Raw genomic sequence first — 24,578 nt, forward strand, 5'->3', positions numbered from 1 at the left:
GCATCCTCTTTTTTAGAATAAATAGGACAACTTATGTAGATTAAAATTAAATACTCTTAATCTAGCATAAATTGTCCATAGAAATTAAATAGCCATTATGGTTTTCCCGTAGCAGTTATCCCTTTTGTCGTACTTTGAAGCCCAATTGAGAAACTACTAGATGATATTCCTAGAACAAACTTTGCCTGAGAATAAGCTTTAGCTTGTGTAGTATTAAGTGTAGAAGTCCAATATGACTGAGTATTACTAAAAGACCATGCCACACCTGTACTATTCTGTTGAGATACTTTATTATGTTTAGTAACTTTTTTTCCATTGGAATCATACCAGCCTAAGACTCCGGTTTTAAAAATCTTCACTCCAACCCAAGAATAGTATTGTTGGTACTTACTTGTAGATTTTGTCACTGCTGAAACCTGGTTAATATTCCCTGAAACAAAATTACTTGATAAGAAAATAACAACCGCAAGTATAGAATATCTCATTATTTTAACAAACCCCTTCATAACTCCACCCCCTTCCTTTATTTATTAATGTTACCATATTTTATATTTTAAATGGGTATTTTAAATCATTCATGTCATAATTATTCAATAAATAAAACATAAATATATGTCTTTAGTATCATTTCCACCAAGGAAAAGGGACGTTTTAAATTAGCTTGTGCAAAAAAAGCCTGCCATTGATTCGGCAGACTTTTTATATCATCTATGATTTTCACAAACAGGTGAACTGAAACTTTCTAATCGTGTGGAGGATTCATGTTTTCAGCATGCCTCCCCCACCTTTTTCTGTCTTCTTCCTTCCCGCTTTGTCTCCCACATCCCTCTTCCAATCAAGGATATGCTTAATTCAGTAAAGTCAGGCTGATAAAGGCAATGCCAAATATACAGTACAGAATGAGGGTAAAGGGCTGGGGAAAAATAATATATACCATCATGCTAATGATCATCAGCAGGATGCTGAAGGCATTTATCCTATCTCTCCACATACTCACCTTTGGTCAACTCCTTTTCCATTGCGTTCAAGCGTAAGGTACATTTTCATCGCATACTTCTTCCGGTGCTGCCTGGTCGGCTTTGAGGAAACGCCATAAAAATTCTCCTCCCACAGTCAAAGCGAATATCAGCAAAAATAGAGTTTCTTCTTCATCCATCGTTCCTCTTTGTTATAATGGCTGTGTGCCTAATTTGTATTTTTTCATTTTTCGTTAGTAAGTAAGCGACTGATAATTTATAATTATAAAATTGAACCCACTAAACAGCCATGTAGCCAAAATGATAAATTCATGAAAATAATTTAAATTTTCAGATTTTTTAAGGGGTATGAAGTGAATGATTTATAAAACTTTCAAGGTTGTATTGAGGACCATGCACAAAGGCCAAACCGAGGAATTCGCCTATGTATTTGAAGGGAAAAGCCTGCTGATCGGCCGAGCAAGCCAGCACTCCAAAGCTGATTTCAGGCTTTACAATGACTTTGTTTCCAGGGAACATTGCCGGATTTATATGGAGGAAGGGCAGCTTCTCATTGAGGATTTGGCAAGCAAACACGGTACCTCTGTGAACCAGATGCCGCTCGTACCGGGCAATCCCTGTCACATTGAACCTGGGGATTCGATTACTTTAGTCAATGGATTGATTGAATTCATGATCTCCATCGACAACGATTTAACAATGGATTTCACGCCGGTGAACCCCGAGTTCCAGCAAACCGTCGCTATCAATGAGCACCTTCAGACCGTGATCATCAATGAAGAAGCACCCATTAAAATGCCGACAAAGGAATTCAATTGCTTTAAGCTGCTTTATGAAAATTTGGACAACCTTATTTCAAAGGAAGAAATTGTCCAGCAAGTATGGCCAGAGAGAGTCGGTGATCCAGAGCAAATTGTGACGGCAGAAGAAATCGCTTCACTTCTGTACCGGGTGCGGAAACGGATAAATGGGCACTTCGCAATAAAAGCAGTCATTCAAAAGGGATATTATATGGAATCCATCCATTCATTCAATCTATCGGACTTATAATGACAATCATTCGAAGACATGAAAAAAGCATTGCGGATAACAATGCTTTTTTTCATGCTTATATTGGAGATGGCCAGTTTATATGTCCACGGTCCATTATCATTTCTTTGGCAAATCCAGATTAATGAATTCATCGACTGGAACGATGTCTTCTTCCATATCCATCACCTTCAGCACAACCCGGTCTCCTACATTCGTCAACAAAATATCAGATAGCGCATTGACACCAGGGTCCACCGAGAACCTCTTGGCATTGCCTTCGAGGATTAAATGGAAGACGTATCCATTTGAAAGGTTGGCATCATTGATCCTTAATACCTTCCCTTTTATTTCTTTCATCTCAAAACCTTTTTGAGGCGTCACACCGCTGACTTTCCCTAAAGAGGCAATCAGCTTTTTATAATTACGGAAAGCTTCGTCTTTCGTTTTCCCAAAGACCACTTGGGGATTATCGCTATTGGCGTAAACGATCGCCACACCTTGGAACTTGCTGCCCTTTGTAACTGGAATGACATAAGTGGGAGCACCGTAAATCGTATAGAAAATTCCATTAGTGGCTTTCCAGCCTGGATATTTAGACAAAAACTCACTCGCATTGGCGTTGGATTTTGCTTCCTTTCCAGTCAGAACGGACGTGACGCCTTTATAGTACGTCATTTCACCGGTTTTGGCATTGAAAACACCATAACCTACAAGGGTCTTGGAGTTGCCTTTTGATTTAGCCCGGGTAAAGTCCACTACATAAATCAATTCGCCTTTTTCGTTAAACGTAACTTGCATATTATCCTCATTAGGAATCAGGACATCTTTCTTCGGCCCAATCAGGGACTGGTTTTTCCACCCGTGAACATATTTTCCCCAGTAGGTCCAATATTCCAGGGCTGTTTCCAATGTGAATGTCCGATCTACCCATTCAGGTTCTTTTCCTTTTGGATAGTATTTCGTGTCCCCCGTTTCCGGATTCACCAATACCACCCCTTCCACTACGGGACCACTGCGGTATTTCAAATAATGTCCGACTGAAGCTACGAAGAAAGGCTTTCCATCTTCATTCGGTTCCAAATATGAATCATGGATGATTTTATTTGGATATGCCTTGCGGATCGTCCTTTCCAAATCATGATCGAGGTACTGTGAGGGAGCATACAGCATCTTCCCTTTGACAGTACTTGCCCCTTTATCCGTCGATACGGCGGAAATCAGATTATAACCTGGCGTGTATTCCGCTTTCCCGGCTTTCAAAAACCCATCCATTTCAATGGGTGATGTATAAGCCAATTCATCATTTATATTGGTTAGACGGTATTCGCCTTCAGTGAAATATGATGCATTTTCTATTTTATTAATCGCTGCATCGCCTTTTGCGTCAGCCATTTTCACTGTAACGAGCGGCATGGTTTTTATATCTTGAACTTCTTCCAGCTCTTTTTTCTTATCGACCTTCGCCAATCCATGCAGTTCTGCGGCAAAAGTGAGCGGGTAAAACAGCATGATGACCCATGCTGCAATCAAAACGAAACCTATCAAACTGTTGAAATGTACGTTCCAAGGTGTTTTTGGCTGCTTTGCCGCTTCATTTCCCCTCCGATTCCGTCGGGTACTTGAAGATTCACTGGCACTGTACATATACATTCTTGAATCGATGATGAGAATGAGCCCTAGAATAATGGCAAAACACGAAAAGAATGCAGCGGCAGTAAGATCCAGCAGCATGATATCGATAACGAAAAACAATACGGCAGCAGAAACTAAAAGTCTCAGAACTTGTTCAATGAAAAAAGGTATATCCTTTTTGGTGATTGCGTTTGTCCATCTCTGCGGAATCAAGGATAGTCCCAATATGGCAAATGGAATTTTCATTAAAATTCCTTTTAAGATGAAACCGAGTAGTGAAAGTATCATTGTTTTAAAAATCTCTCCTTGTCATGTATGTTCCCATTTACCCATTTTATCACTTTTGTACAACTAATTTACTATTTTTTAAATATATCGAAATAACGTCAAAAAACTTCCAATACAATTTACACCAACGATGCTACTTTTATCGATTTAATGTTTATATAGACTCTAGAAAAGGATGGATGCCAAAGGGGACGAAGCCTTATGATTTATGAAGAAACTTACCAATACCTATTAAGGAATGTATCTTCCACTGAATTCGATACGTGTTTGTATGCCTTACTCCACAGTGATTGGGACGGGGTTATCCAGAGCCCGCTTCATATGATGGCCCGAGGAGTCGGAACGACAGAAAAGTACTTAAGGCAGATCGTCAATAAATTCACCGCACCACAAGGATCATTAAAAAAATTGTTTGTCTCTTCATTCCCTAATATGGCTATTCATAAGTTTTCCAAGAGAACGGATCCGTTCTCTTTTTTTGCTTGTAACGAAAGCCTGTGAATTGAAGAATGACGATTGTTGTTTGGTGAGTGGCCCATTGTGGATTTCTCCTCTGAATTCGTGTGTTGCATATGGATCTTGTGGATAAGCCAACTTGGTCATCAAGTTGTTTTGACAGCAGGCCATAACCCCTGTAAGGGCAAGGACATTTATCTGGAGTTATTCTAAGGGTCTTAGAATAGGTCTATATAAAGGAACTTAAAAAGGTTCTGATCATCAGTATGAATAAGGTATTGAATCTCGGCAGGCCACAAAAAGAAATGGGCCTCCATTTAGAACTGGAAAGCCCCATAACCTGTTATGGTATTAATAATATTTTCCCCGAACTCTTCCGGCTTTCAAGAAGTCTATGCGCATCCGCCCCATTTCCCAACGAAAAAAGAGCCGGTTCTTTGATGAGGATTTCCCCTGACAGAATCCATTGGAATAGCTCTGCCGTTCTTCTTGTCCGTTCTTCATGGGTAGTCAGGACGTTCCAAAGGTCACCACCAATTAATGCCTTGGATGTATCCATTAACATTCTCGGGTCGATTTTTTCTGGATCACCGCCTGCCATCCCAAAAAATACGACAGTTCCTCCAGTCTTGGTCGCACTGAAACTATCCATCAAGGTTTGGCCCACTGATTCATAAACAACATCAACGCCTTTACCGCCGGTTACATCCTTAATGGAATCCACCCAGTCCGATCCGTAAAGGAAAACATGATCCGCACCCATTTGCTTGGCAACAGCCGCTTTATCATTCGATGAGGTCAAGCCAATGACCTGACCGCCCTTCATCCTGATCATCTGTGTCAGTAATTGACCGACTCCCCCTGCAGCGGCATGGACCAGAATGGTTTCCCCTTCTTTAACCGGATGGCTGTCATGAGTTAAATATTGGGCAGTCAATCCTTGAAGTAAAACGGAAGCGGCCGTTTCAAAGGAAATGCCCTCAGGCAGCGGTAACAGTTTATCAGCTGGAACTGAAACCAGCTCCGCATTGGCATGAGGAACATCAGCGAACCCGACACGGTCACCTGCTTTCACATGATGAACATCTTCCCCGACATATTCGACGACACCGGCTCCTTCATAACCTAAAATGAATGGGGGATCACCCACCAAATGATAATTCCCTTTCCTTCTATATACATCAGCAAAATTCAAGCCGATCGCTTTCATTCGAACGATCACGGCTGATTTTGAATGTTCAGGTTCTGCAATTTCCCTTACAGACAGAACTTCCGGCCCGCCGAAATCATCAAAGACAAGTGCTTTCATCATCCTAACTCCCTTCAATGGTTCTTCATTCTTAAAGATATAGGATGAACCGTTTGATGGCAAGAAACACAAATGACCGCCCTGCCCTTAAAGGCTAGAGCGGTCATTAAGTTTCTCAATCTGTATTGGAACCAGGGCCGTTTTTTCGTTTATTCGCAGAAAATTCCTTACCGTGTGCTTCATGTTCTGCAATGATGTCCGCTTTCGGAATATGGTTATTCTTTTTCGGTGAACCGGTACGGTTGCGATGTTTTTTTCCCATGATCTATCTCCCCTTAAATTCAATAAATGTTTAATGCCTGCTAATGTTAGCTTGTCCGATTACTCTCGAAAATACCGGCAAAATAGGCACTTCAAAATAAAGGAAAAATCTTCGTGGAGACCGAATAGATATAAAACTGATATATGAGGAGGGAATACTAGTTTCCTGTATTGAACACGGAAAGGTTACGATTAAGGGAAATTCATGAAAGTGATGCGGAAGCTCTTTTTCAATGTTTATCAAAAGATGAAGTCACTCGCTTTTATGGCCAGGATTCATTGGAAAATGTCGAACAGGCGAAGGATATTGTAGCAACTTTTGCAAAAAACCATCGTGAAAAAAGAGCGATTCGGTGGGGAATTGAAAGAAAAGATACACAAGAATTGATCGGCACCATCGGTTTTCATGCCCACAGTCCCAAATACAGACGAGCGGAAATCGGTTATGAAATTCATCCTGCACATTGGCGCAAAGGATTTGTGTCAGAAGCTCTTAAAGAAATTATCGCTTACGGTTTCAACGACCTTGATTTAACCCGCATCGGCGCGGTCGTTTTTCTGGAAAACCAGCCATCAAGTGAGCTCTTGCTTAAGCTAGACTTCATCCAGGAAGGAATATTAAGGAGTTATATTTACCAAAACGGTATCCCACATGATACATATGTCTATTCCTTGCTGAAGTGATACCAACCTTCTTTAGAAGGTTGCATTGAAGAAATTTGCGACACTCCTGCCGATAACTGGCTAGACGAGACCCTCTTGATGCTTGCTTTGATGAGGCTTGTCGGCAGTCGTCGGAAAGGGTGCGGATTTCCGAAATCGGGCTGGAACTTAGATTCCGTTCTTTTCGGAGCATCTGTTCCCATTCTATTTACTTATTCGAATATGATAAAACAGCAAATGAATTACCTTAATATTCCAAATTACCTACAAAAAAAAGTCACCAAAACATGGCGACTCCCACTTCACGATTTAGGTGACTACAAGATAGTCCCTCAAAGCCTGCTGCAGTGTACCCTTAGTTTCTGCTTTATTATCGAGCTGAATCCCTGAACGGATCATTTTCGTAACAACCTCTGGGCGTAATCCAGTCACCACAGCTTTACACCCCATCATTGCCGTTCCATCGAGGATTTTCATCAAATCATTGATCATTTCAACTTCCATTTCGATGATACCGGACAAATCCAAGATCAAGGTCTGTATCCGCAGTTTACCTATCTCCATCAATACTTTTTCTTCGATTATCTGTATTCGTGAATAATCGATTGTTCCGATTAACGGAAGGACACAGGTGGTGGAAGTGACGGGAATGATAGGGACGGATAGGTTTTCCACCAAGTTTTGCTGAGCGAGAATCAATTTGTCTTTATAATCGGAGTAACTGACGAAAAAGGATTTAAGAAAAACATCAACACTTTCATTCACTTTTTTCTCTAATTCAAAAAAGACTCTGGAATCCTCAATAAACGCTTTCTTATCTTGTTCAAACTTATAAAGAAAGGTCCAAAGCGTTCTGCGAAGGGCTTGAATCCATTCCAGCTTGAATGAAAGCGTCAAGGAGTGGGTTGCCCACGTAACTCCCTCTTTTTCGGCAAAGGCAATCATATCCGTTTCATTCTGTTCCACTATATATCGAATGAGCTTATGTGCATTATTCAAAAGGTCGACATTTCCAATCAGTAAAATTTCTTCGATTTTATCCCTGACATTGACCGCTGCTGATAAAAGATATTCTTCAAACTCACTTTTATTCTGCAAAAGGAATTCCATTATTTTATCTTCCTCATAAACAAAACTCACTCATCTCCACTCCCTTTTTGAACATCCAACTGTGATTTTTGTTACTATTTACTTTCTATATTGGTGGAGTTTTTTCCTGCTATTTGGTCATATATTAAAAAGTTGGCAAGTAAATTGGTTAAAGCCGGTTAGATCTCATCTCCTGAAAAAACATTTTTCGATGCGGAAGAGAATATCAGATGGGTGGACGATTTCCCATATTTAATGGCTTCATCTACGAAATCTTCCAGCGTTTCCATTGAAAATGTACTTATTTTAATAAGATAGCTGTATTGACCGGCTAACCGGTGGCATTCCAGAACTTCCGGATGGTTCAAGCTGAATTGATAAAAGTCTTTGCATCGATCCGTTTCGAATAATATGAATGCCGTTATGCTTCTATCAAGTTTTTCAAGGGATATTTCCGTTTTATAACCTTTTATCACTCCGCTTTCCTCTAATTTATTCACACGTTCTTTCGTTGCTGGAGCCGTTAAGGAAACTTCATGTGCCAGTTCTTTCATGGACATGCGACCATTATTCTCCAGTAAGGAAAGTATTTTTTTATCCGTTCGATCCAATTCAATCACCCCTACCTTTTATTATTAACTGATTTCTTTCAAATACATTATAAAATAAATATAAAAGGAATGATTACGTAATTAATCGTATGTATTAGGGAATTTGCTTTTTATATAATAAAAACAATATATATAAGGGGGTTTCTGCTATGAAAAAAGTATTGATGCTACTATCCAATGGATTCGAAGCGGTTGAAGCAAGTGTGTTTACAGATGTATTGGGCTGGAATAAATTAGAGGGTGATGGCACCACAGACCTGGTTACGGTGGGACTTCACGAACAATTGAAATGCACATGGAATTTCATCGTGCAGCCAGAACTGACCCTCGATCAAGTGAACCTTGATGACTTCGATGCTTTGGCCATTCCAGGAGGTTTTGAAGAAGCCGGTTTCTATGAGGATGCCTATGATCAGAGGTTTCTTGATGTGATCGAGTATTTTCATAATAAGAACAAAATCATAGCAACCATTTGTGTAGGTTCTCTACCACTAGGAAAAAGCGGGATATTGAATGGAAGAAAGGCCACTACATACAACCATCCAACCAGTAAGAGACAGGGGCAGCTAAAAGATTTTGGTGCGATTGTGGTGAATGAACCGATTGTCGTCACGGACAATATCATTACATCCTACAACCCTTCCACAGCATTCGATGTTGCCTTTACGCTCTTGGAAATGCTAACTTCAAAAGATAATTGTAAACATGTGAAGGAATTGATGGGTTTCCATTAAGAATGTCTTCGGAACCTATACTATTTGGATGTTGATTTCCGCAGGCAGTCGACGGAAAGGGAGCGGATTTATGAAATTAACTGAACCTTTTTTAAAGGAAAAAACTGCAGGCAAACTCGTTTTTCTTCGAGTTCGTCTGCAGTCTGGGTTCCGAATGATTTCGGAACCTTTTCACGTTACTTCCAATAAGCCAATGAACGGGTTTTCATGGATTCACGGAACTGTTTTGTTGATTCTGGCAGGACTTTATTCGTTGCATAATCGATGATGACACCATACTGGCGAATGACATCGAGACTATCCAGCTCGCCCTTTGCGAATTTATCTTCCACGCTTTGTATGTTTTCCTCAAGCCATTGTTTGCGGTTGTTTCTGATATAAGACCTAGCTTGTTCCGTTGCTTCCAGATCTATTTCGAATAAATCGAGATCTTTATCGATTTCCTTGATCACGACTCCATAATCTTTTTTAGCTCGCTCAATTGAAACATACTCATCGATAACATCTTCCAAAACAGCTTCGGGACTTCTTTCAAGCGGATCTCCCAGTCCCCCGCCCCCAGCGGATGGGCGCACAAAGGAATCCCCTTGCTGTACTTTTACATTTGAGAAAATCGCACCTAAATATCGTTCGTCTTCCTTGCCCGGATTCAGCCATGCTCCATGCGGGGAAGAAGGAAGCCCTCCAAAAATCCCCCATGTTATTGAACGGGAACGGTCACAGCAATAGGACATGACGGTGTTTTTGACATTGGTGAGTGTACCGCCCTTTTCTACACCGCACCCACCGCGGTATTTACCCGGCCCGGCAGAGTCGGTAATGATTTCATGCTTCATCGTCACGACAGGCGACAATCTTTCTTGCCCTTCGCAAGGCTGTACGCTGAGTCCCAAACCGAATGTCGGCGAAGTGGCGTTCACACCGTCCCGATCATAGCGGCCTCCATGGCCGCCTGCCATCCAGTCGTACCACATGAAGTATTTATCCTGCTCCTGGCGTTGATCCCAACCGCCGATAAGTAAATACTCTAGGTTAAATGAGCATGCAATCGCTCTTTCCGGCATGATGTTGGACCAGAGTTCGAAGCACGCACTCATGATTTTTTCATAGGCTCCTGAACAAAAACCAGTTACGGCAATCGGTGCTGGGGCATTGACGACGGAGTTTTCCGGCAGTTCGATCTTCACCACTCTGTAAAAGCCGGAGTTCAGGGGTATTTCAGGAAAGAATGTCTTGGTTCCTGAGTATGCCGCTGATAAAGATGCCCCGAAACCAGCATTCAAAAAGCAGCCGATATAAGAATGCGATCCAGAAAGATCATAAAGGATCTCGTCATCCGTGATGGTCATCTTAACCCGGATCGGAATCAGTCCGTCTCCGGCTTCCGGGTCCATATCAATATAATCAACGGTCTCCCAGGTTCCATTCGGTAAAGCCGCAACCTTGGCCCTTGCCAAGCGTTCCACATAATTCTGCACTTCCGCAAAGGCGGACAAAGTCGTATCGATTCCATACTTCTCGATGATGGCAAACAACTGGCGCTCGCCTACCTTGGCCGCTTCCACTTGAGCACGCAAATCGCCGACACGTTCTTCAGGGACGCGCATGTTCAAAGCGAGCACATTGACCACATCTTTTAAAAATGTTCCTTTACTATAAATCCTAAGCGGCGGAATCCTTACCCCCTCGCCGAAATGTTCCTTGGCATTGATATCAAAGGAGCCAGGTGTCGATCCCCCCATGTCGGCCCAGTGGCCATTCGTCTGCATGAACGCAATGAGCTTGTTCTCATGGAAGATAGGCAAGAGGACCCGTGTGTCATTGAAATGAGTGCCGCCTCGATACGGGTCATTGACTAAGAATACGTCCCCAGGATGGATATCACCCTTGAAGTCCTCTATAACCGCCTTTGCCGTTAGATGCAATGTTCCTACATGGACCGAAATATCCTGCGTCCCTTGCATGACTGTATTTCCTTCTGCATCACAAAGAGCACAGCTGAAATCCCGATTATAAATGACGAAGGAATAGCATGTCCGAAGGATTTGTACCGCCATCTGATCTACAAGGTTAACGAAGCCATTTTTTATCACTTCAAATGTCACCGGATCTAAACCTGTTCCAACTCCAGATTGGTCAACTAACTGTTTATTCGACAATGAAATCCACCTCTTTTTATTTATTTTGGGAAAGAATCAAGTTTCTGTATTTATCAACTTTTGCCGTGAAATTTGGTGGTATGACAGTCGTTGTATCAAGCTGATCCACTATGGCAGGGCCCGTGATTTCAGAAAAGGCCGGAATGAGTTCCCGGTTATAGACGTTCGTATTTACATATCCCTCTTCTTCAAAATAGACATCACGCGTTTCCTTCAAGGCATCGGCAAGAGTGCCTCCAGGTTCATAAGTCGGGAATTCAGGTTTTGGCACAGTTCCGATAGCCGTAACGAGCAGTCCATAAATTTCCACGGTCTGTTCTTTATCGGAGAAAGAAAATTCGCGATCATGCTCTTGATGGAAACGGTCAAGGGTCTCTTCCAATGAAGAAATCGGGCAATCGACTTCTATCGCCAATGAACGCCACTGTCCCATATACCTCATGTCAATATATCTCATCAATGTGGAAGCTTCTTTAGCGACCCCTTCTTCTTGCAATAACTCCGCGGCCTCTTTTTCCATTCCGATGAATTCCCTCTCTAAATCCTTTAACGATACATCCTTGACGTTCTTGACATAGGTTTTGGATATATCATGACGAACATCGACCAACAGGCATCCCATAGCGGCGGCTACACCCGGATGCGGCGGGATGATGACGGTCGGGATTTCCATTTCCTTGGCTAAGTACGCTCCATGCAAGGGCCCAGCCCCGCCGAAAGCCACAAGTGCAAAGTCGCGCGGGTCGTATCCCCGTCTGACTGAAATCAGCCTTAGGGCATCACACATATTGGCATTGGCCACCCGTGTGATGGCGTTCGCCGCTTCTTCAATCGTATAATCAAATTTCTTGGCGATCTTATCCACGACTTCAATCGCTTTTTGTTTATCCAGTTCCATTTGTCCATCCAATAGTTTGGTGCCAAGTCGTCCCAAGACAATATTGGCATCGGAATTGGTCGGTTCCACTCCACCCCTGCTATAGCAAGCAGGTCCAGGAACCGCCCCTGCGCTTTGAGGGCCATTGCGTAAAGAACCGCCTTCATCCACCCAAGCTAAGCTTCCGCCTCCTGCTCCTATCGTCAATATTTCAATACTTGGGAAGCCTATCGGATATCCATACTCGATATACCAATCTTTCGTAATTCGTAAATCACCTTCATGCATCAAGGAAATATCGGTACTCGTTCCCCCCATATCCAGCCCAATGGCATTATTAAAGCCGCAAAGCTGGGCGATATGTTTACTGGCAATCGCACCTGCAGCGATGCCGGAGCTTGCAAGTCTTGCTGCATAACGGGGAACGGTTTGGGATGTCATTACCCCTCCGCCGGAGTGAAGCACTAATATGTCATCTTCATATCCCCGTTTAGTCATTTCACCTTCAAGGGTTTTAATATAGTTGCTGACAGTCGGTCCTAAAACCGCATTGACAATCGTCGTACTCATGCGCTCATGCTCAAAAATCTCAGGAAGGACTTCACTTGAAATGCATATATAAACATCCGGGAGTTCCTCCTGGATGATTCGTTTCACTTTCGCCTCATTGCTTCCATTTACATATGAGTTCATGAAGCAAACCGCAATCGATTCGGTACCGCGTCTTTTTAATTTCCTTGCCAGTGACCGTACTTCCTCTTCAATGATTTCCGTCAAGACATTCCCTGCAAAGTCAATGCGTTCTTCCACTTCAAAACGGTCTCTTCTTTGGATATACGGTTTTGCTACATCATCATATGTATCCCATAACTCAAGCTTGGTTCCTCGGCGGATTTCCGATACATCCCGAAATCCAGCGGATGTAATCAATGCTGTCTTTGGCAATTTCCTTTCAATCAAGGCATTGGTGCCCACTGTTGTACCATGGGAAAAAACTTTAATATTTTCACAATCTATTTCCGCTTTCGCAATTCCATCCAAAATACCGACCTCTGGATTCAAAGGAGTCGACGACGTTTTCGTAATTGAAATTTCCTTCGTACTTTCATCAAAAACGAACACATCCGTAAAAGTTCCGCCTACATCAATTGCGAGCCTAGTTTGCTTCGTACCTATCATATAACTCCCACCCCTGCTACAAGATTTAAAATACTTTATACCTTTTGACATTGCCTTGCGCCCATTGCACCGATTAATAGAACTGTGTGAAAGAGTATCAGCCAGCCGCTGGATTTTCTTAGGCCAAAAACGGAACAAGATGAATGATGAAATAAAAAAAACCAGTCATATCAATAAGAAATAATTGATATAACTGGTTTTTGATCTAGGTTTAGCTTCGCTGGGCGGCGAAGTCTATTAGATTCGACAGTTATTTATAGATTCATCTTTAAGTAACCGAGTCCATTTTAGGCGATGGCAAAGTAGAATTTCTAGAAAAAACTACCTGTTTACACCATGGCTATATACTTTATCTTACGTCAATTCATGATAAAGTCAATGGTATTTTTGGAATATTTAAATAACTATAGTTTGAGAATTAAGAGTGGGATTTATTACAAAAATAAGTAAGCATAACTGTTTCGCTATGCTTACACAATAATATTATTTATCAGGTGTTTCCGATGTGCCTTCCTCACTGTTTTTGAGGTAAACTTCAGAAATTCCATTCATACCTTCCGATAGTTGTGCTTTGGTATATTCCATACTGCCAACTAGTTTATGAAGCTTCTTATCATTATTCTCTTGTGTAAGTTTAGATTCTGAATCAGTCACATTTTTTCACCTCCATCATTTAGGATGGCAAATCAAGATGGAAATATGTATGACAGGAAACGATGTTAGACACCCTCTTAAAGTCCATTTTAGGTAAATACTGGGATACCCCGTTAGAATCTGTACTTCAAATAAGCAGGAAAAGATTATTTTATGAATCTTTTTTAAAAAATCAGCTGTTTTCAAGCCACTAAAGGGATATACTATAGGATAGCATTTATTACATTTTTGTTAGTATTTTTTCTTGTCACACATTGTGTAATATTTTACAAGTTTTTCTATTTACATCAACAAAATGCTTATTGCAAAGGAGAATTGGATATGTCAGAAACGATTACCCAATCACAAACTGAACAACTTAATGCCCGCCAAAAACAATTAGATGTACTGGACCAATTATTAAAGCCTGAGGTTCAGGAATCATTGAACACTTTAGTTGAGCAGTTACCAAAACTGACTGAGTTAGTGAATATTTTAACAAAGTCTTATGATTTCGCTCAATCGGTTGCGACTGATGATGTTTTGAAAAATGATACGGTCAGCGCCATTTCGGAGATCGCTACACCAGTAGTGGGCTCAGTGAAAGGTCTTGCGGCTAATGCCATCGAAGCTAAGGATCGTGCAGAAGCGAATACTGATGTGATCGGTCTTTTTGGTCTGTTAAGAATGATGAAAGATCCGCAAGCACAAAAGCTTTTCCGTTTCGCCCAAGCTTTTCTTGAAGTCTCTTCAGAACGTAAAAACCAAAAATAATTTGATAAACTTTTAATCAGTAAGGACGGGGGATTAACTATGTCAAAACAAATCGTCATCTTAGGTGCAGGTTACGCTGGATTGCTATCTGCCTTATCCGTACGTGAATATTACAAAAGAGATGAAGTGCAGGTTACAGTGGTGAACCAATTTCCAACGCACCAAATCATCACCGAATTGCACCGTCTTGCAGGCGGATCCATTTCTGAACAAGCCGTTTCCATTCCGTTGGAAAAGCTTTTCAAAGGAAAAGATATCGACCTTGTCATTTCCAAAGTGGAGTCTTTCTCAGTCGATAACAAAGAAGTGAAACTTGCCAATGGTTCCACTTTATCTTATGATGCCCTGGTTGTTGCTTTGGGAAGCCAAACAGGATTCTTCGGCATTCCGGGACTTGAGGAAAACAGCATGGTCTTGAAATCCGTAAATGATGCTAACAAGATTTACAAACATATCGAAGATCGCATTCGCGAATATGCACAAACAAATAATGAAGCGGACGCAACCATCGTGATTGGCGGCGGCGGATTGACGGGCGTCGAGCTAATCGGTGAAATCGTGGATCATTTCCCTAAAATCGCCAAAAAGTTCGGAGTGGACTTCAAGGACTTGAAAATCAAGCTTGTGGAAGCTGGTCCAAAAATCCTTCCGGTCCTGCCTGACCACTTAATCGAACGTGCGATGACAAGCTTGGAAGCACGCGGCGTTGAATTCTTGACAGGTCTGCCTGTAACGGGTGTTAAAGGCAATCAAATCGAATTGAAAGATGGACAAACGATAACGGCCAATACGCTTGTTTGGACAGGCGGAGTCGCGGCTCTTCCTATCGTAGGCGAATCAGGCCTTGAAGTGGATCGCGGCAAAGCAACCGTTAATGAGTATTTGCAATCCAAATCCCATAAAGACGTATTCGTTGTCGGGGACAGTGCCGTTGCTTTCCCTCCAGAAGGCGGCCGTCCATACGCTCCTACTGCTCAAAATGCTTGGCAAATGGGTGAGCTTGTTGGTTACAACCTATTTGCAGCCTTTGAAGGCAAGAAACTTGAAGCATTTTCACCTGTAAACTCAGGTACACTTGCGAGCCTTGGCCGTAAGGATGCGGTGGCAACGGTTGGGGCCAATAACACGTCCCTTAAAGGCCTGCCGGCTACATTGATGAAAGAAGCAAGTAATGTTCGCTATCTATCACACATCAAAGCCCTATTCAGCTTGGCTTATTAATTCATGATAGCCGTGACATGTTCACGGTACATGCCCTTTATTCCCGTTTGGGAGTAAGGGGCATTTTTCATATCAAAAAAGGCGGGCACCCGCTGAAGGGGTCCCGCCATATCTCACTCTACATTACTATGTTTGGAATAAGTAAGCTCGTGGCTTATGGACTCGGTTAATGAATAGTCCAAGCATACTGCATCACATAAAACATGTACACATTGATCAAACAAAGAACTTAACGGCTGGACGCTTTTCGTTTCATGTTCCAAGCGATTTTTCGTTGCAGCCGGTATCACCAAGACCTCATGAGAGACATTCGCTAATTCCGATTGGTCATTCGTCGTGATCGAAAACACCTTGCATCCCACTTCCCTGCCTTTTGCCGCAACTGATATCACACTTTTGGTCGAGCCGCTCCCGCTAATGGCTATGATCAGATCGCCTTTCGAAATAGAAGGAGTAATCGTTTCCCCGACTGCATAGACGTTTAAGCCAAGGTGCATCAATCTCATCGCAAAGGCTTTGGCCATGAAGCCCGATCTGCCTTCACCCACGATGAAGATCCTGGTGTCAGACCGTAAATTTTTTAGGAGCGCATCCGTTACCCCTCCGTCCATTTTGTGAAATACACCGTTCATTTCTTCTAAAATAACCCCAATTTCCTTCTTCATACTTCCTTCACACCTTTCTTCCCATTCACCGTTTCCTTAAATAGACGGGCAGCTTCTGCTGGATACTTTGCTTTTGTAATCGCCGAGCCAATGATGATGACATCTAGCCCCTTCCTGATCATTACAGGCAAGGACGAAAGAGTGATCCCTCCTGCTGCTGCTCTCATGGACCCAGCATGATTTCTCATATTGATCATGGCATGACCTAAATTCTCCTGGCTGTCCTTGCTTACATGCTCACAGAATATCGCCTGACTGTAAATCCGTAATTGCTCAAGCCGGGTATCGGATACATTCAATAAATCAATCATGATCTGCCCCTTGTATTCACACGCTTTTTCCAGGCATTTTTGGATGGTTACATCCGATGCAGCCCCCATTACTGTAGCTACATCAGCCCCGCTTTGAAAGCAAAGATCCATTTCATAAGCCGCATTGTCCATCGTCTTCATGTCGGCAACGATTTTTTTATCCGGAAAGTGATTTTTCATTTCTTTGATGCTATTCACTCCGAACTCTTTAATCAGGGAAGTCCCCACCTCAATCCAATCAATCGAGGCTTCCACGCTTCGTGCCATTTCAATGGCGTCCTCCATATTCATGCGATCCAACGCCAGCTGAATTTTCATGACGAAACAACCTCCATTTGCTTGACTGACGTAACCGCAGGCTTTTTAACCATCAATGTGAGTAACGCTGAAATCAATAAAGATCCCGCCATGAAAATATAGGATGCTCCGGGCCCGCCGGTCAATCCGTTTAAATATCCGACGAAATAGGCACCTACAAATGAGCCAAGCGCCCCCATACTATTAATCAGGGCCATTGCTCCGCCAGCCACATTCCTTGGGAGGATTTCAGGAATGATGGCAAAGAACGGTCCATACGGTGCATACATCGCACCACCTGCAATAACCAACAGGGCATATGAAAGCCAGAAATTCGATGTGCCGAGCATGAAAGACCCGAAGAATGCGATTGCCCCCACAAGCAGCGATGTCCAAACGAACGTTTTTCGATTTAATGTTTTATCCGAAAAATAGGATAGTGCCAGCATCGAAATGACCGCTAACAAATAAGGTCCGGATGAAAGCCAGCCCGTTACCACTATATCCATGCTCGACGCTTGTTTAATAATGGACGGCAGCCACATGACGAACCCATAAACCCCGATGCTCCACATGAAGTATTGGATACTGAGCACGATGACCTGCTTTGACTTAAAAGCTTCCCTATAATTTCTCACAGGTTTTAATGCAGCCTGTTCTTTCTGGAGGGTCGCTTCCATATCTTGCTTTTCCTGATCTGTAAGCCACTTGGCATCTTTGGGACGGTCATTGACGAGCTTATACCAGATAAACGCCCACAGGACAGCCGGAAGTCCTTCAATGATGAACAGCCATCTCCAGTCGAATGCCTTCAATAGGTAGCCGGAAAGGATCGACATCCACAATACAGTAACTGGATTCCCCAGAATCAAAAAGGTGTTGGCCCGGGAGCGTTCTTCTTTTAGAAACCAGTGGCTTAGGAAAACGAGCATCGCGGGCATAACAGCGCTTTCAACAACACCAAGCAAGAAGCGAATCGGATAGAGCCATGCCACACTTGTCGCCATCCCCGTCAATGTGGCCAGTCCTCCCCAGAGAATCAAGCTCCAAAAAATCAGGATTTTGGCACTTTTCTTTTCTGCGTAATGTGCACCTGGAACTTGAAAGAAGAAATAACCAAGGAAAAACAGCGCGGCCAGAAAGGAGGATACCCCGGCTGTGATATTAAGGTCTTCCCCCATTCCTCCCGCTACGCCAAACCCATAGTTGGCACGGTCGAGATAGGCGAGACTGTATGTGATGAACACTAAGGGGATCAATCTCATCCACCTTTTTCTCGAAGCTACTTGTAATTGAGACATGATTGAAGCACTCCTTTTTTCATAAAGTGTTCTAGCTCTTCCATATTAGGGAGGCCTTCGTGATCTCCGGAAGACATCACGGCCTTGGCCCCTATCGCATTTCCGCGTAAAACTGCTTCTTCATTCGATGCCCCTTCCAGTAAAGCGCTAATTACCCCGACAGCAAACCCATCTCCTGCCCCTACGGTATCCACGACTTCCGTTACGGTAAAACCCGGTACCTCCTTCCTTTCATTTTGGGTTGCAAAGTAGGCTCCTTCTTCCCCGAGTTTAATCACCACAAGCTTAACACCGAGTTCGAGGTAGTAACTGGCGATATCCTCCTTGTTGCTGTATCCTGTAAGAATTTCACCTTCCTGTATTCCGAGAAGCAGCCAATCCGCCTCTTCCGCAAACATATTGACGATGCTGATCATCTCCCTTTCATTCGGCCAGAGTGATGGACGCAGATTTGGATCGAATGAAACGGTTACACCCTTTTGTTTCAGATGATTCAGAACTTGCCATGACAGCTCTCTGAAACTGCTGGAAATGGCAGGAGGTATCCCCGTTAAATGCAGGTGCTGAGTTGAAGGGAGTCTCTCCAGGGGAAAGTCCTCCAGGGAAATCTTACTGGCGCTTGAATTCTTCCTAAAGTATTCAACGACCGGATCTCCTTGTTCGACTTTGGATTTTAACTGGAACCCAGTTGGATTGAGTAGATCAATCAAAACATTGGAGACATCCACCCCCTCATTTGTGAGCGTTTTCATAATCATGCGCCCGAACGAATCATCCCCCACCTTGCTCATCCATGCAGTTTTAATCCCTAACCTTGACAGGCCAATTGCTACATTGGTTTCGGCCCCTGCCACATAACGCTTATAACGCATGCAATCATCGAGGCTACCCGAATCCTCAGCAATGAACATCGCCATTGCCTCTCCCATCGTCAGTACTTTAAGCTCGTTCATGGCTGACCTCCTGTTCCATTTTCATAAGTGAAATATAAGTCGCTACATTTTCCAATGTTACCGGGAATTCAATCGCTACCGGACAAGCGCCATTAAACTTTTCCAATAACTCCATTACCTCAGGCAGCAGCGGCATCGATACCGGCTCAGTCACCCAACCCTCTTTCTCGCGCTTCACTTGCTTCAAATGAATATAGTCTACAAATCCCGCTAAATCTTTCGCAGCTTCCATTGGAACTTCTTCTGTATACAGCCAATTGCCCGTATCAAATGTCAATCTAATCGGGATATCGAACTTTTCGGAGCAACTCAGGAAATGAGCGATCCGGTTTACATTTCCACCGCCAAGCGTCTGATCGTTCTCGATGGTGATTTTTAATTCACGGTTTTGCAGATTTTCCACCAAGGCCTCATTTATTCGAAACATATCAGTTTCAAAAAAGTCGTAGTTTCCTAGAGGCATCTTCAGCAATTCCGCTCCCAGTTCATTCGCTTCCCTTGCCAAGCGTTTAAAACCTATTTCATTCATATGATGGTTTGATCCGATCAGGAAATCAGGAGCGGAATAATAAATGTCCAAGTTAAGCTCCCTGCATAAGGCACCCAATTCTTCCAGAGAATCATCCAGCGTCAACAATTCTTTTCTGATTTCGATTCCATCAGCTCCAGCGGCTGCTACGAGTTTTATGATTTCAAGATGTCCGAGCGCTTGAAGCCTTTCGGTCGGTATTGAATTCATGCATACAAAGACTTTCATATTAATCCTCCTGACCCTAAAATGGTATCGGTACCATTTTGTGAGTTAATAAAGTCTTCAAGTTTAGAAGACTTATGATTTTTGTATAAATGGAGTCGTTTCCCTTATATTCAATTTCGCTTGATACGCCATTGTCTGCGCTGGAGAAGCCTGTCCATCAATGCGGCGCAGGATCATTTCCATAGCAGCGACCCCGATTTGGTATGTTGGCTGTTCAATCGTTGTAATGCCCGAATAAACGATGGTGCTCCAATCCGGATTATCAAATCCCATCATTGCTAAATCTTCCGGGACCGACAGTTTCTTTTCTTGTAAAAGTAAAATTAATTTTAATAGCACGACACTATTTGCCGTCAATATAGCTCTTGATACGTCTTTTGAGTCATCTAAAAAATGCTGGAGCTTGGAATCGACATCTTTTAAATCATCGACATTGACCTCATAAACATCACCTGAACTCGGATGACTGTGGCTCATCAACGTTTGCTGAAAGGATAGCCGCCGCTCATGCCTGGTACTGACCTTGCTTGCAGGTTCGCTGAAAAATGCAATTCGTTCATAATTTTGGCCAACCAAAAAATTGACCGCTTGTGAAGTAGCCTGAAAATTATCCAATCCTACCGTATCGATTTCAAGATCTGGCACCTTCCGATCCAAAAGGATGATCGGGGTCTTTTGCTCTTGCATCTGTTTTAGCATGTCGTGATTACCGCCAGTCGTATGAATGATAAGCCCGTCGATGCGATGGGATAAAAGCATATCAAAATAGCCTCTTTCCTTCTCGGGGTTATTATCCGAATTGCAAATCATCAGATTATATCCATTCTGGCTGCATATATCCTCAGCCCCCCGAAGGATGGCCGTCGTATATGGATTGTTGATGTCCGCCACGATGATTCCAATCAAATAACTCTTATTGCTTTTGAGCCCTCTTGCCATCGTGTTTGGGCGGTACTCCATTTTGTTGATCGCCAGCTCGATTTTCTTACGGGTTTTGTCAGAGAGTTCATCATATCTCCCCCCTAAATACCGGGAAACAGAGGTTTTTGAAACACCTGCTTCTCTAGCAACATCGTAAATTGTAACTTTTGCGTTTTCTTGTTTAACCATTACATTCATCCATTCGCGAATTTTGGAACCGGTTCCATTTTTATAAATAGTAACACATTACCAATGAATGTCAATGCATTTTATTCAAATTCCTTTTATTCCGCTGACTATGCGTAGCCGCATGGATCGACGCCAACTTCAATGCCAAGCTGACAGCCCGTTGCTTTTTTTAAAATATGTTAACTAATCTGTATAATATAAACAGTTGTAGAGAGGGGAAGGCTTTTTTTGATGAAAAATAAATATTCAAAATGGTTACTTGTTGTAGTTATATGTATGGGTGGTGCTATCGGAGGTTATTTGTATTATTCCAGTATTGCAATTGGGGGCACATCTGATAATGGTATGTGGAAAGCAAATTATAAAAAAAACTCTGATGAAACAGTTGGCGGATGGGTTGGACATGTTCAACAAAAGTCTGGTGGCAAGGTCGAGATAAAAGAAGTAAGATTTACTGATAATGGAAAAACATTAGTGGAACATAAGGGATTTACAGAAGGAAAAAGTGAAGATGGCTCTGTTACAAAATTAAATCCATTATCAACGGATTTTTATTTGGGAGATCCTCCAAAAAAAAGAGCATGTGTACAAGTTGCATATTACTTGGGAGAAAAAAGGACAGCCCAAGACAGATACTTTTCGTCTTAAATAAAAGAGCTTACGTTCATGCCAGGATTTATCTGATAAATTATGGAGCCATTTTGAAAAGATCAAAATGGCTCCTTTTATAGACATGCATTACATTTTTTTCGGCGCGGAAATTCCCAATAAACTTAGCGCATCCTTCAATACAATCGCTACGGAAAAAGCGAATGAGAGTTTCATTAGTTTCCATTCATCTTCAACGAGGATTTTTGTATGTGCATAATACTTATTGAATGCACGCGATAAATGCAAGCTGAATTTCGCGATTTGTGATGGGTCGGCTTGTTCAAACGATTTTTGGACAATGCTCGGATATTGCTCCAGCAGCTGGATGACTGGCCACGCATATTCACCTAAAGCGTCAAAATGGATGGCCTGCTCGTTAAATTCACCTTTTTCAAGCAATGAGGAAATTCGCGCATATGTGTACTGTACATATGGACCCGTTTCTCCCTCAAAATTCATCATTTGTTCTAATGAAAAATCAATATCGTTCATGCGGTTATTTTTTAAATCATTAAAAATTACCGCTCCGACACCGACCTGTCTTGCAACCAGTTCTTTCTGTTCAAGCGCTTGATTTTTTTCTTCAATATTGCGCTTCGCTGTTTCGATCGCCTCTGCCAATACATCCGCAAGGAGCACGACTTTCCCTTTACGTGTCGACATTTTCTTACCGTCTTTTAACATCATGCCAAATGCTACGTGCTGCAAATCTTTTGACCATTCATACCCCATTTTTTCAATGACGTTAAAGAGTTGTTTAAAGTGCAGGGATTGTTCGTTTCCGACAACATAAAATGTTTTCTTCGCCTCATACTGTTTTTTACGATACATGGCGGCAGCTAAATCACGCGTGGCATAAAGTGTCGCACCATCCGTTTTCGTAATCAAACAAGGCGGCATATCTTCCAATTGCACGACATAGGCACCTTCGGATAGGGTAAGTAAGCCTTTTTCTTTTAGTTCCCCGACAACCGCATCCATTTTGTCATTGTAAAACGCTTCGCCGGCATAGGAATCAAAACGGATGCCCAATAAATCATAAATCGTCTCAAACTCTTTTAGAGACGCATCCCTGAACCATTTCCACAATGCCAGTGCTTCCTCGTCCCCATCTTCAAGCGACTTGAAGCTTGCGCGTGCTTGTTCATTCAACGATTCATCACTTTCGGCTCTATCATGGAACTTCACATAGATCTTCAATAATTCCTGAATCGGCGAAGCTTCGATTGCCTCTTTGTCGCCCCATAGCTTATACGCGACAATCAACTTGCCGAATTGCGTGCCCCAATCTCCTAAATGATTAATACGCACGGCATTGTAGCCCTTTTTTTCGGCGATGTTAGCCAGTGCATTCCCTATGACCGTTGAGCGTAAGTGCCCCATGGAAAAAGGTTTGGCAATATTCGGGGAGGAATAATCAATCACGACATTTTCCTGTACAGGCTGCATCGAACCATACTGATCCTTTTCACTTAATACCGTTTGCAGCACGTTTTCCGTCACCAGCTGTTGATTGACGAAGATATTCAGATAACCACCCACAACGTTCACTTCTTGGATCAACTTACTATTTAATTGTTGGGCTATTTCAGACGCAATCACCTGAGGCGACTTTTTGAATTTTTTCGCAAGAGTAAAGCATGGAAAGGCGACATCACCTAATTCCATTAATTTTGGCTTTTCCATTAATTTTTCTATTTCACTAGCTGGCATTTCATTGTTCAAAGCAGTTGAAATCAATTCTGCAATTGGTTTATTCATCGTCATTTTCCCTCCTAAACAAAAAAGCCCCCGCCTCTAAATAAGAGACGAGAGCATGAATTCCCGTGGTACCACTCTAGTTGCCACAAATTGTGACCACTTTCCATTGTTAACGAGGTGACTCCCCGATATTCCCTACTAAACGGTTCAAGAAATTTCTCCAAAGTGCGCTTCATTCATCCGTCCTGCATTAGGCTCCCACCATCCCTAACTCGCTTTCCATTTCAAAATGAACTACTCTCTTCATCACAGAATTTTCAATATTATAATTTAATCCATCGTACACAATTTAAAAAAACGTGTCAACAGAATTTAAGAAACAAATCCTAACCTGCCGGTAACTTCATTTTATCCTTGATGGTGGAAAAATATTTCCTTACTGTCCCAATTGTGCCGCTTTGCTGATTAGACGGCTCAATTTTTGATTGACCATCGGCTAACAAACCTAACACTCCCATTTCCCGGCCATTATTGCTGGAAGACTCATCTATAAGTTCTGGGGAATATATTCGCTTGCCATCCATTATGCTGCGAATCGAGCAAGATAACTCTTCACCCGGGCTATCCTTCAATAAATAACCACTTACATTAGCCTTTATTGCGAGTTGAAAATAACCAGTCCTTCGGAATGTCGTTAAAATGACCACTTTACATTCAATTGACCTTAATGCTTCTGCTGCCTCAAGTCCGCTCATTACAGGCATCTCCATATCCATGATACACACATCAGGCTGTAATTGGTGTACAAGGGCCACCGCTTCTTCTCCATTACCGGCTTGCCCGACAATTTCTATATCTTCTTCAAGATTGAGTAGAGAACTTATTGCCTCTAACAGCATTTGCTGATTCTCTGCAATGACAATTCGAATCATTTTAA

25 protein-coding genes and 1 other annotated feature are annotated in these 24,578 nt (G+C 42.4%); of the genes, 7 read left to right on the forward strand and 18 right to left on the reverse strand.

What is annotated here, in order from left to right:
• Window positions 1-95 precede the first annotated feature (95 nt).
• Entirely contained in the window at window positions 96-506 is a 411-nt protein-coding gene (locus V3595_RS22920) for a hypothetical protein (protein ID WP_485909852.1), read from the reverse strand.
• A 518-nt stretch (window positions 507-1,024) separates the two neighbouring features.
• Entirely contained in the window at window positions 1,025-1,156 is a 132-nt protein-coding gene (locus V3595_RS22925; RefSeq protein WP_257790325.1) for a hypothetical protein, read from the reverse strand.
• Window positions 1,157-1,334: 178 nt separating this feature from the next.
• On the opposite strand from V3595_RS22925, the gene V3595_RS22930 reads away from it, so the two are divergent.
• Complete coding sequence (locus V3595_RS22930; protein ID WP_485909855.1) at window positions 1,335-2,027, forward strand: FHA domain-containing protein; 693 nt, start codon at window positions 1,335-1,337, stop codon at window positions 2,025-2,027.
• Between the two features lie 99 nt (window positions 2,028-2,126).
• On the opposite strand, the gene V3595_RS22935 is transcribed toward V3595_RS22930, so the two are convergent.
• Entirely contained in the window at window positions 2,127-3,929 is a 1,803-nt protein-coding gene (locus V3595_RS22935) for a hypothetical protein (RefSeq protein WP_485909857.1), read from the reverse strand.
• A gap of 201 nt (window positions 3,930-4,130) precedes the next feature.
• Between V3595_RS22935 and V3595_RS22940 the strand changes: the two genes are divergently transcribed.
• A complete protein-coding gene (locus V3595_RS22940) occupies window positions 4,131-4,430 on the forward strand; it encodes a hypothetical protein (RefSeq protein WP_485909859.1) in 300 nt (99 codons plus the stop codon).
• A 298-nt stretch (window positions 4,431-4,728) separates the two neighbouring features.
• On the opposite strand, the gene V3595_RS22945 is transcribed toward V3595_RS22940, so the two are convergent.
• Both V3595_RS22945 and V3595_RS22950 read right to left on the reverse strand, forming a co-directional pair.
• Complete coding sequence (locus V3595_RS22945; protein WP_485909861.1) at window positions 4,729-5,694, reverse strand: quinone oxidoreductase family protein; 966 nt, start codon at window positions 5,692-5,694, stop codon at window positions 4,729-4,731.
• A 115-nt stretch (window positions 5,695-5,809) separates the two neighbouring features.
• Window positions 5,810-5,956, reverse strand: coding sequence for a hypothetical protein (locus V3595_RS22950; protein WP_230161118.1), 147 nt, complete (start codon window positions 5,954-5,956; stop codon window positions 5,810-5,812).
• Window positions 5,957-6,126: 170 nt separating this feature from the next.
• Here V3595_RS22950 and V3595_RS22955 point away from each other — a divergent pair, with 170 nt between their 5' ends.
• The gene (locus V3595_RS22955) at window positions 6,127-6,639 is read left to right on the forward strand and encodes a GNAT family N-acetyltransferase (protein ID WP_485909863.1); all 513 of its coding nucleotides are present in this window, start codon (window positions 6,127-6,129) and stop codon (window positions 6,637-6,639) included.
• 288 nt (window positions 6,640-6,927) lie between these two features.
• Here the strand turns inward: V3595_RS22955 and V3595_RS22960 are convergent, their stop codons facing one another.
• A complete protein-coding gene (locus V3595_RS22960) occupies window positions 6,928-7,758 on the reverse strand; it encodes an STAS domain-containing protein (protein WP_485909864.1) in 831 nt (276 codons plus the stop codon).
• Window positions 7,759-7,886: 128 nt separating this feature from the next.
• Window positions 7,887-8,318, reverse strand: coding sequence for an Lrp/AsnC family transcriptional regulator (locus V3595_RS22965; RefSeq protein ID WP_101224419.1), 432 nt, complete (start codon window positions 8,316-8,318; stop codon window positions 7,887-7,889).
• A 149-nt stretch (window positions 8,319-8,467) separates the two neighbouring features.
• Here V3595_RS22965 and V3595_RS22970 point away from each other — a divergent pair, with 149 nt between their 5' ends.
• Complete coding sequence (locus tag V3595_RS22970) at window positions 8,468-9,052, forward strand: DJ-1/PfpI family protein (protein ID WP_485909867.1); 585 nt, start codon at window positions 8,468-8,470, stop codon at window positions 9,050-9,052.
• A 176-nt stretch (window positions 9,053-9,228) separates the two neighbouring features.
• Here V3595_RS22970 and V3595_RS22975 read toward each other — a convergent pair whose 3' ends face one another.
• The 3 genes from V3595_RS22975 to V3595_RS22985 form a co-directional block, all read right to left on the reverse strand.
• Window positions 9,229-11,211: a hydantoinase B/oxoprolinase family protein gene (locus tag V3595_RS22975; protein ID WP_485909869.1), complete on the reverse strand. Its 1,983-nt coding sequence runs from the start codon at window positions 11,209-11,211 to the stop codon at window positions 9,229-9,231.
• Between the two features lie 16 nt (window positions 11,212-11,227).
• Entirely contained in the window at window positions 11,228-13,267 is a 2,040-nt protein-coding gene (locus V3595_RS22980; protein WP_485909871.1) for a hydantoinase/oxoprolinase family protein, read from the reverse strand.
• 483 nt (window positions 13,268-13,750) lie between these two features.
• A complete protein-coding gene (locus tag V3595_RS22985; protein WP_485909873.1) occupies window positions 13,751-13,921 on the reverse strand; it encodes a hypothetical protein in 171 nt (56 codons plus the stop codon).
• 321 nt (window positions 13,922-14,242) lie between these two features.
• On the opposite strand from V3595_RS22985, the gene V3595_RS22990 reads away from it, so the two are divergent.
• Entirely contained in the window at window positions 14,243-14,674 is a 432-nt protein-coding gene (locus tag V3595_RS22990; protein ID WP_101224421.1) for a helical membrane plugin domain-containing protein, read from the forward strand.
• Window positions 14,675-14,713: 39 nt separating this feature from the next.
• Window positions 14,714-15,895: an NAD(P)/FAD-dependent oxidoreductase gene (locus V3595_RS22995; protein WP_253510542.1), complete on the forward strand. Its 1,182-nt coding sequence runs from the start codon at window positions 14,714-14,716 to the stop codon at window positions 15,893-15,895.
• A 113-nt stretch (window positions 15,896-16,008) separates the two neighbouring features.
• On the opposite strand, the gene hxlB is transcribed toward V3595_RS22995, so the two are convergent.
• The 6 genes from hxlB to V3595_RS23025 all read right to left on the reverse strand — a co-directional run bounded on the left by hxlB (window position 16,009) and on the right by V3595_RS23025 (window position 21,289).
• The gene (gene hxlB, locus V3595_RS23000; protein WP_485909875.1) at window positions 16,009-16,560 is read right to left on the reverse strand and encodes a 6-phospho-3-hexuloisomerase; all 552 of its coding nucleotides are present in this window, start codon (window positions 16,558-16,560) and stop codon (window positions 16,009-16,011) included.
• Window positions 16,557-17,189 (reverse strand): 3-hexulose-6-phosphate synthase, encoded by a 633-nt coding sequence (gene hxlA, locus V3595_RS23005; RefSeq protein WP_485909877.1) that lies wholly within the window; start codon window positions 17,187-17,189, stop codon window positions 16,557-16,559. Before hxlA ends, hxlB begins: the two co-directional genes overlap by 4 nt.
• Window positions 17,186-18,469, reverse strand: coding sequence for an MFS transporter (locus V3595_RS23010; RefSeq protein ID WP_485909879.1), 1,284 nt, complete (start codon window positions 18,467-18,469; stop codon window positions 17,186-17,188). The genes hxlA and V3595_RS23010 overlap by 4 nt, the downstream gene beginning before the upstream one ends.
• A complete protein-coding gene (locus V3595_RS23015) occupies window positions 18,451-19,422 on the reverse strand; it encodes a sugar kinase (protein ID WP_485909881.1) in 972 nt (323 codons plus the stop codon). Before V3595_RS23015 ends, V3595_RS23010 begins: the two co-directional genes overlap by 19 nt.
• A complete protein-coding gene (locus V3595_RS23020) occupies window positions 19,409-20,179 on the reverse strand; it encodes a sugar phosphate isomerase/epimerase family protein (RefSeq protein ID WP_485909883.1) in 771 nt (256 codons plus the stop codon). Before V3595_RS23020 ends, V3595_RS23015 begins: the two co-directional genes overlap by 14 nt.
• Window positions 20,180-20,251: 72 nt before the next feature.
• The gene (locus tag V3595_RS23025) at window positions 20,252-21,289 is read right to left on the reverse strand and encodes a LacI family DNA-binding transcriptional regulator (protein WP_485909885.1); all 1,038 of its coding nucleotides are present in this window, start codon (window positions 21,287-21,289) and stop codon (window positions 20,252-20,254) included.
• A gap of 231 nt (window positions 21,290-21,520) precedes the next feature.
• Here V3595_RS23025 and V3595_RS23030 point away from each other — a divergent pair, with 231 nt between their 5' ends.
• Entirely contained in the window at window positions 21,521-21,937 is a 417-nt protein-coding gene (locus V3595_RS23030) for a hypothetical protein (RefSeq protein WP_485909887.1), read from the forward strand.
• Between the two features lie 90 nt (window positions 21,938-22,027).
• On the opposite strand, the gene argS is transcribed toward V3595_RS23030, so the two are convergent.
• Window positions 22,028-23,707, reverse strand: a complete 1,680-nt coding sequence (gene argS, locus V3595_RS23035; protein ID WP_485909889.1) for an arginine--tRNA ligase — start codon at window positions 23,705-23,707, stop codon at window positions 22,028-22,030.
• Window positions 23,708-23,741: 34 nt separating this feature from the next.
• Window positions 23,742-23,960 (reverse strand) — a binding site (T-box leader).
• 67 nt (window positions 23,961-24,027) lie between these two features.
• On the reverse strand, window positions 24,028-24,573 hold the full coding sequence (locus V3595_RS23040) for a response regulator (RefSeq protein WP_485909891.1): 546 nt from the start codon (window positions 24,571-24,573) through the stop codon (window positions 24,028-24,030).
• Window positions 24,574-24,578: the final 5 nt, after the last annotated feature.

Source organism: Bacillus sp. CFBP9009, assembly GCF_036541465.1.
Lineage (GTDB): Bacteria > Bacillota > Bacilli > Bacillales > DSM-1321 > Peribacillus.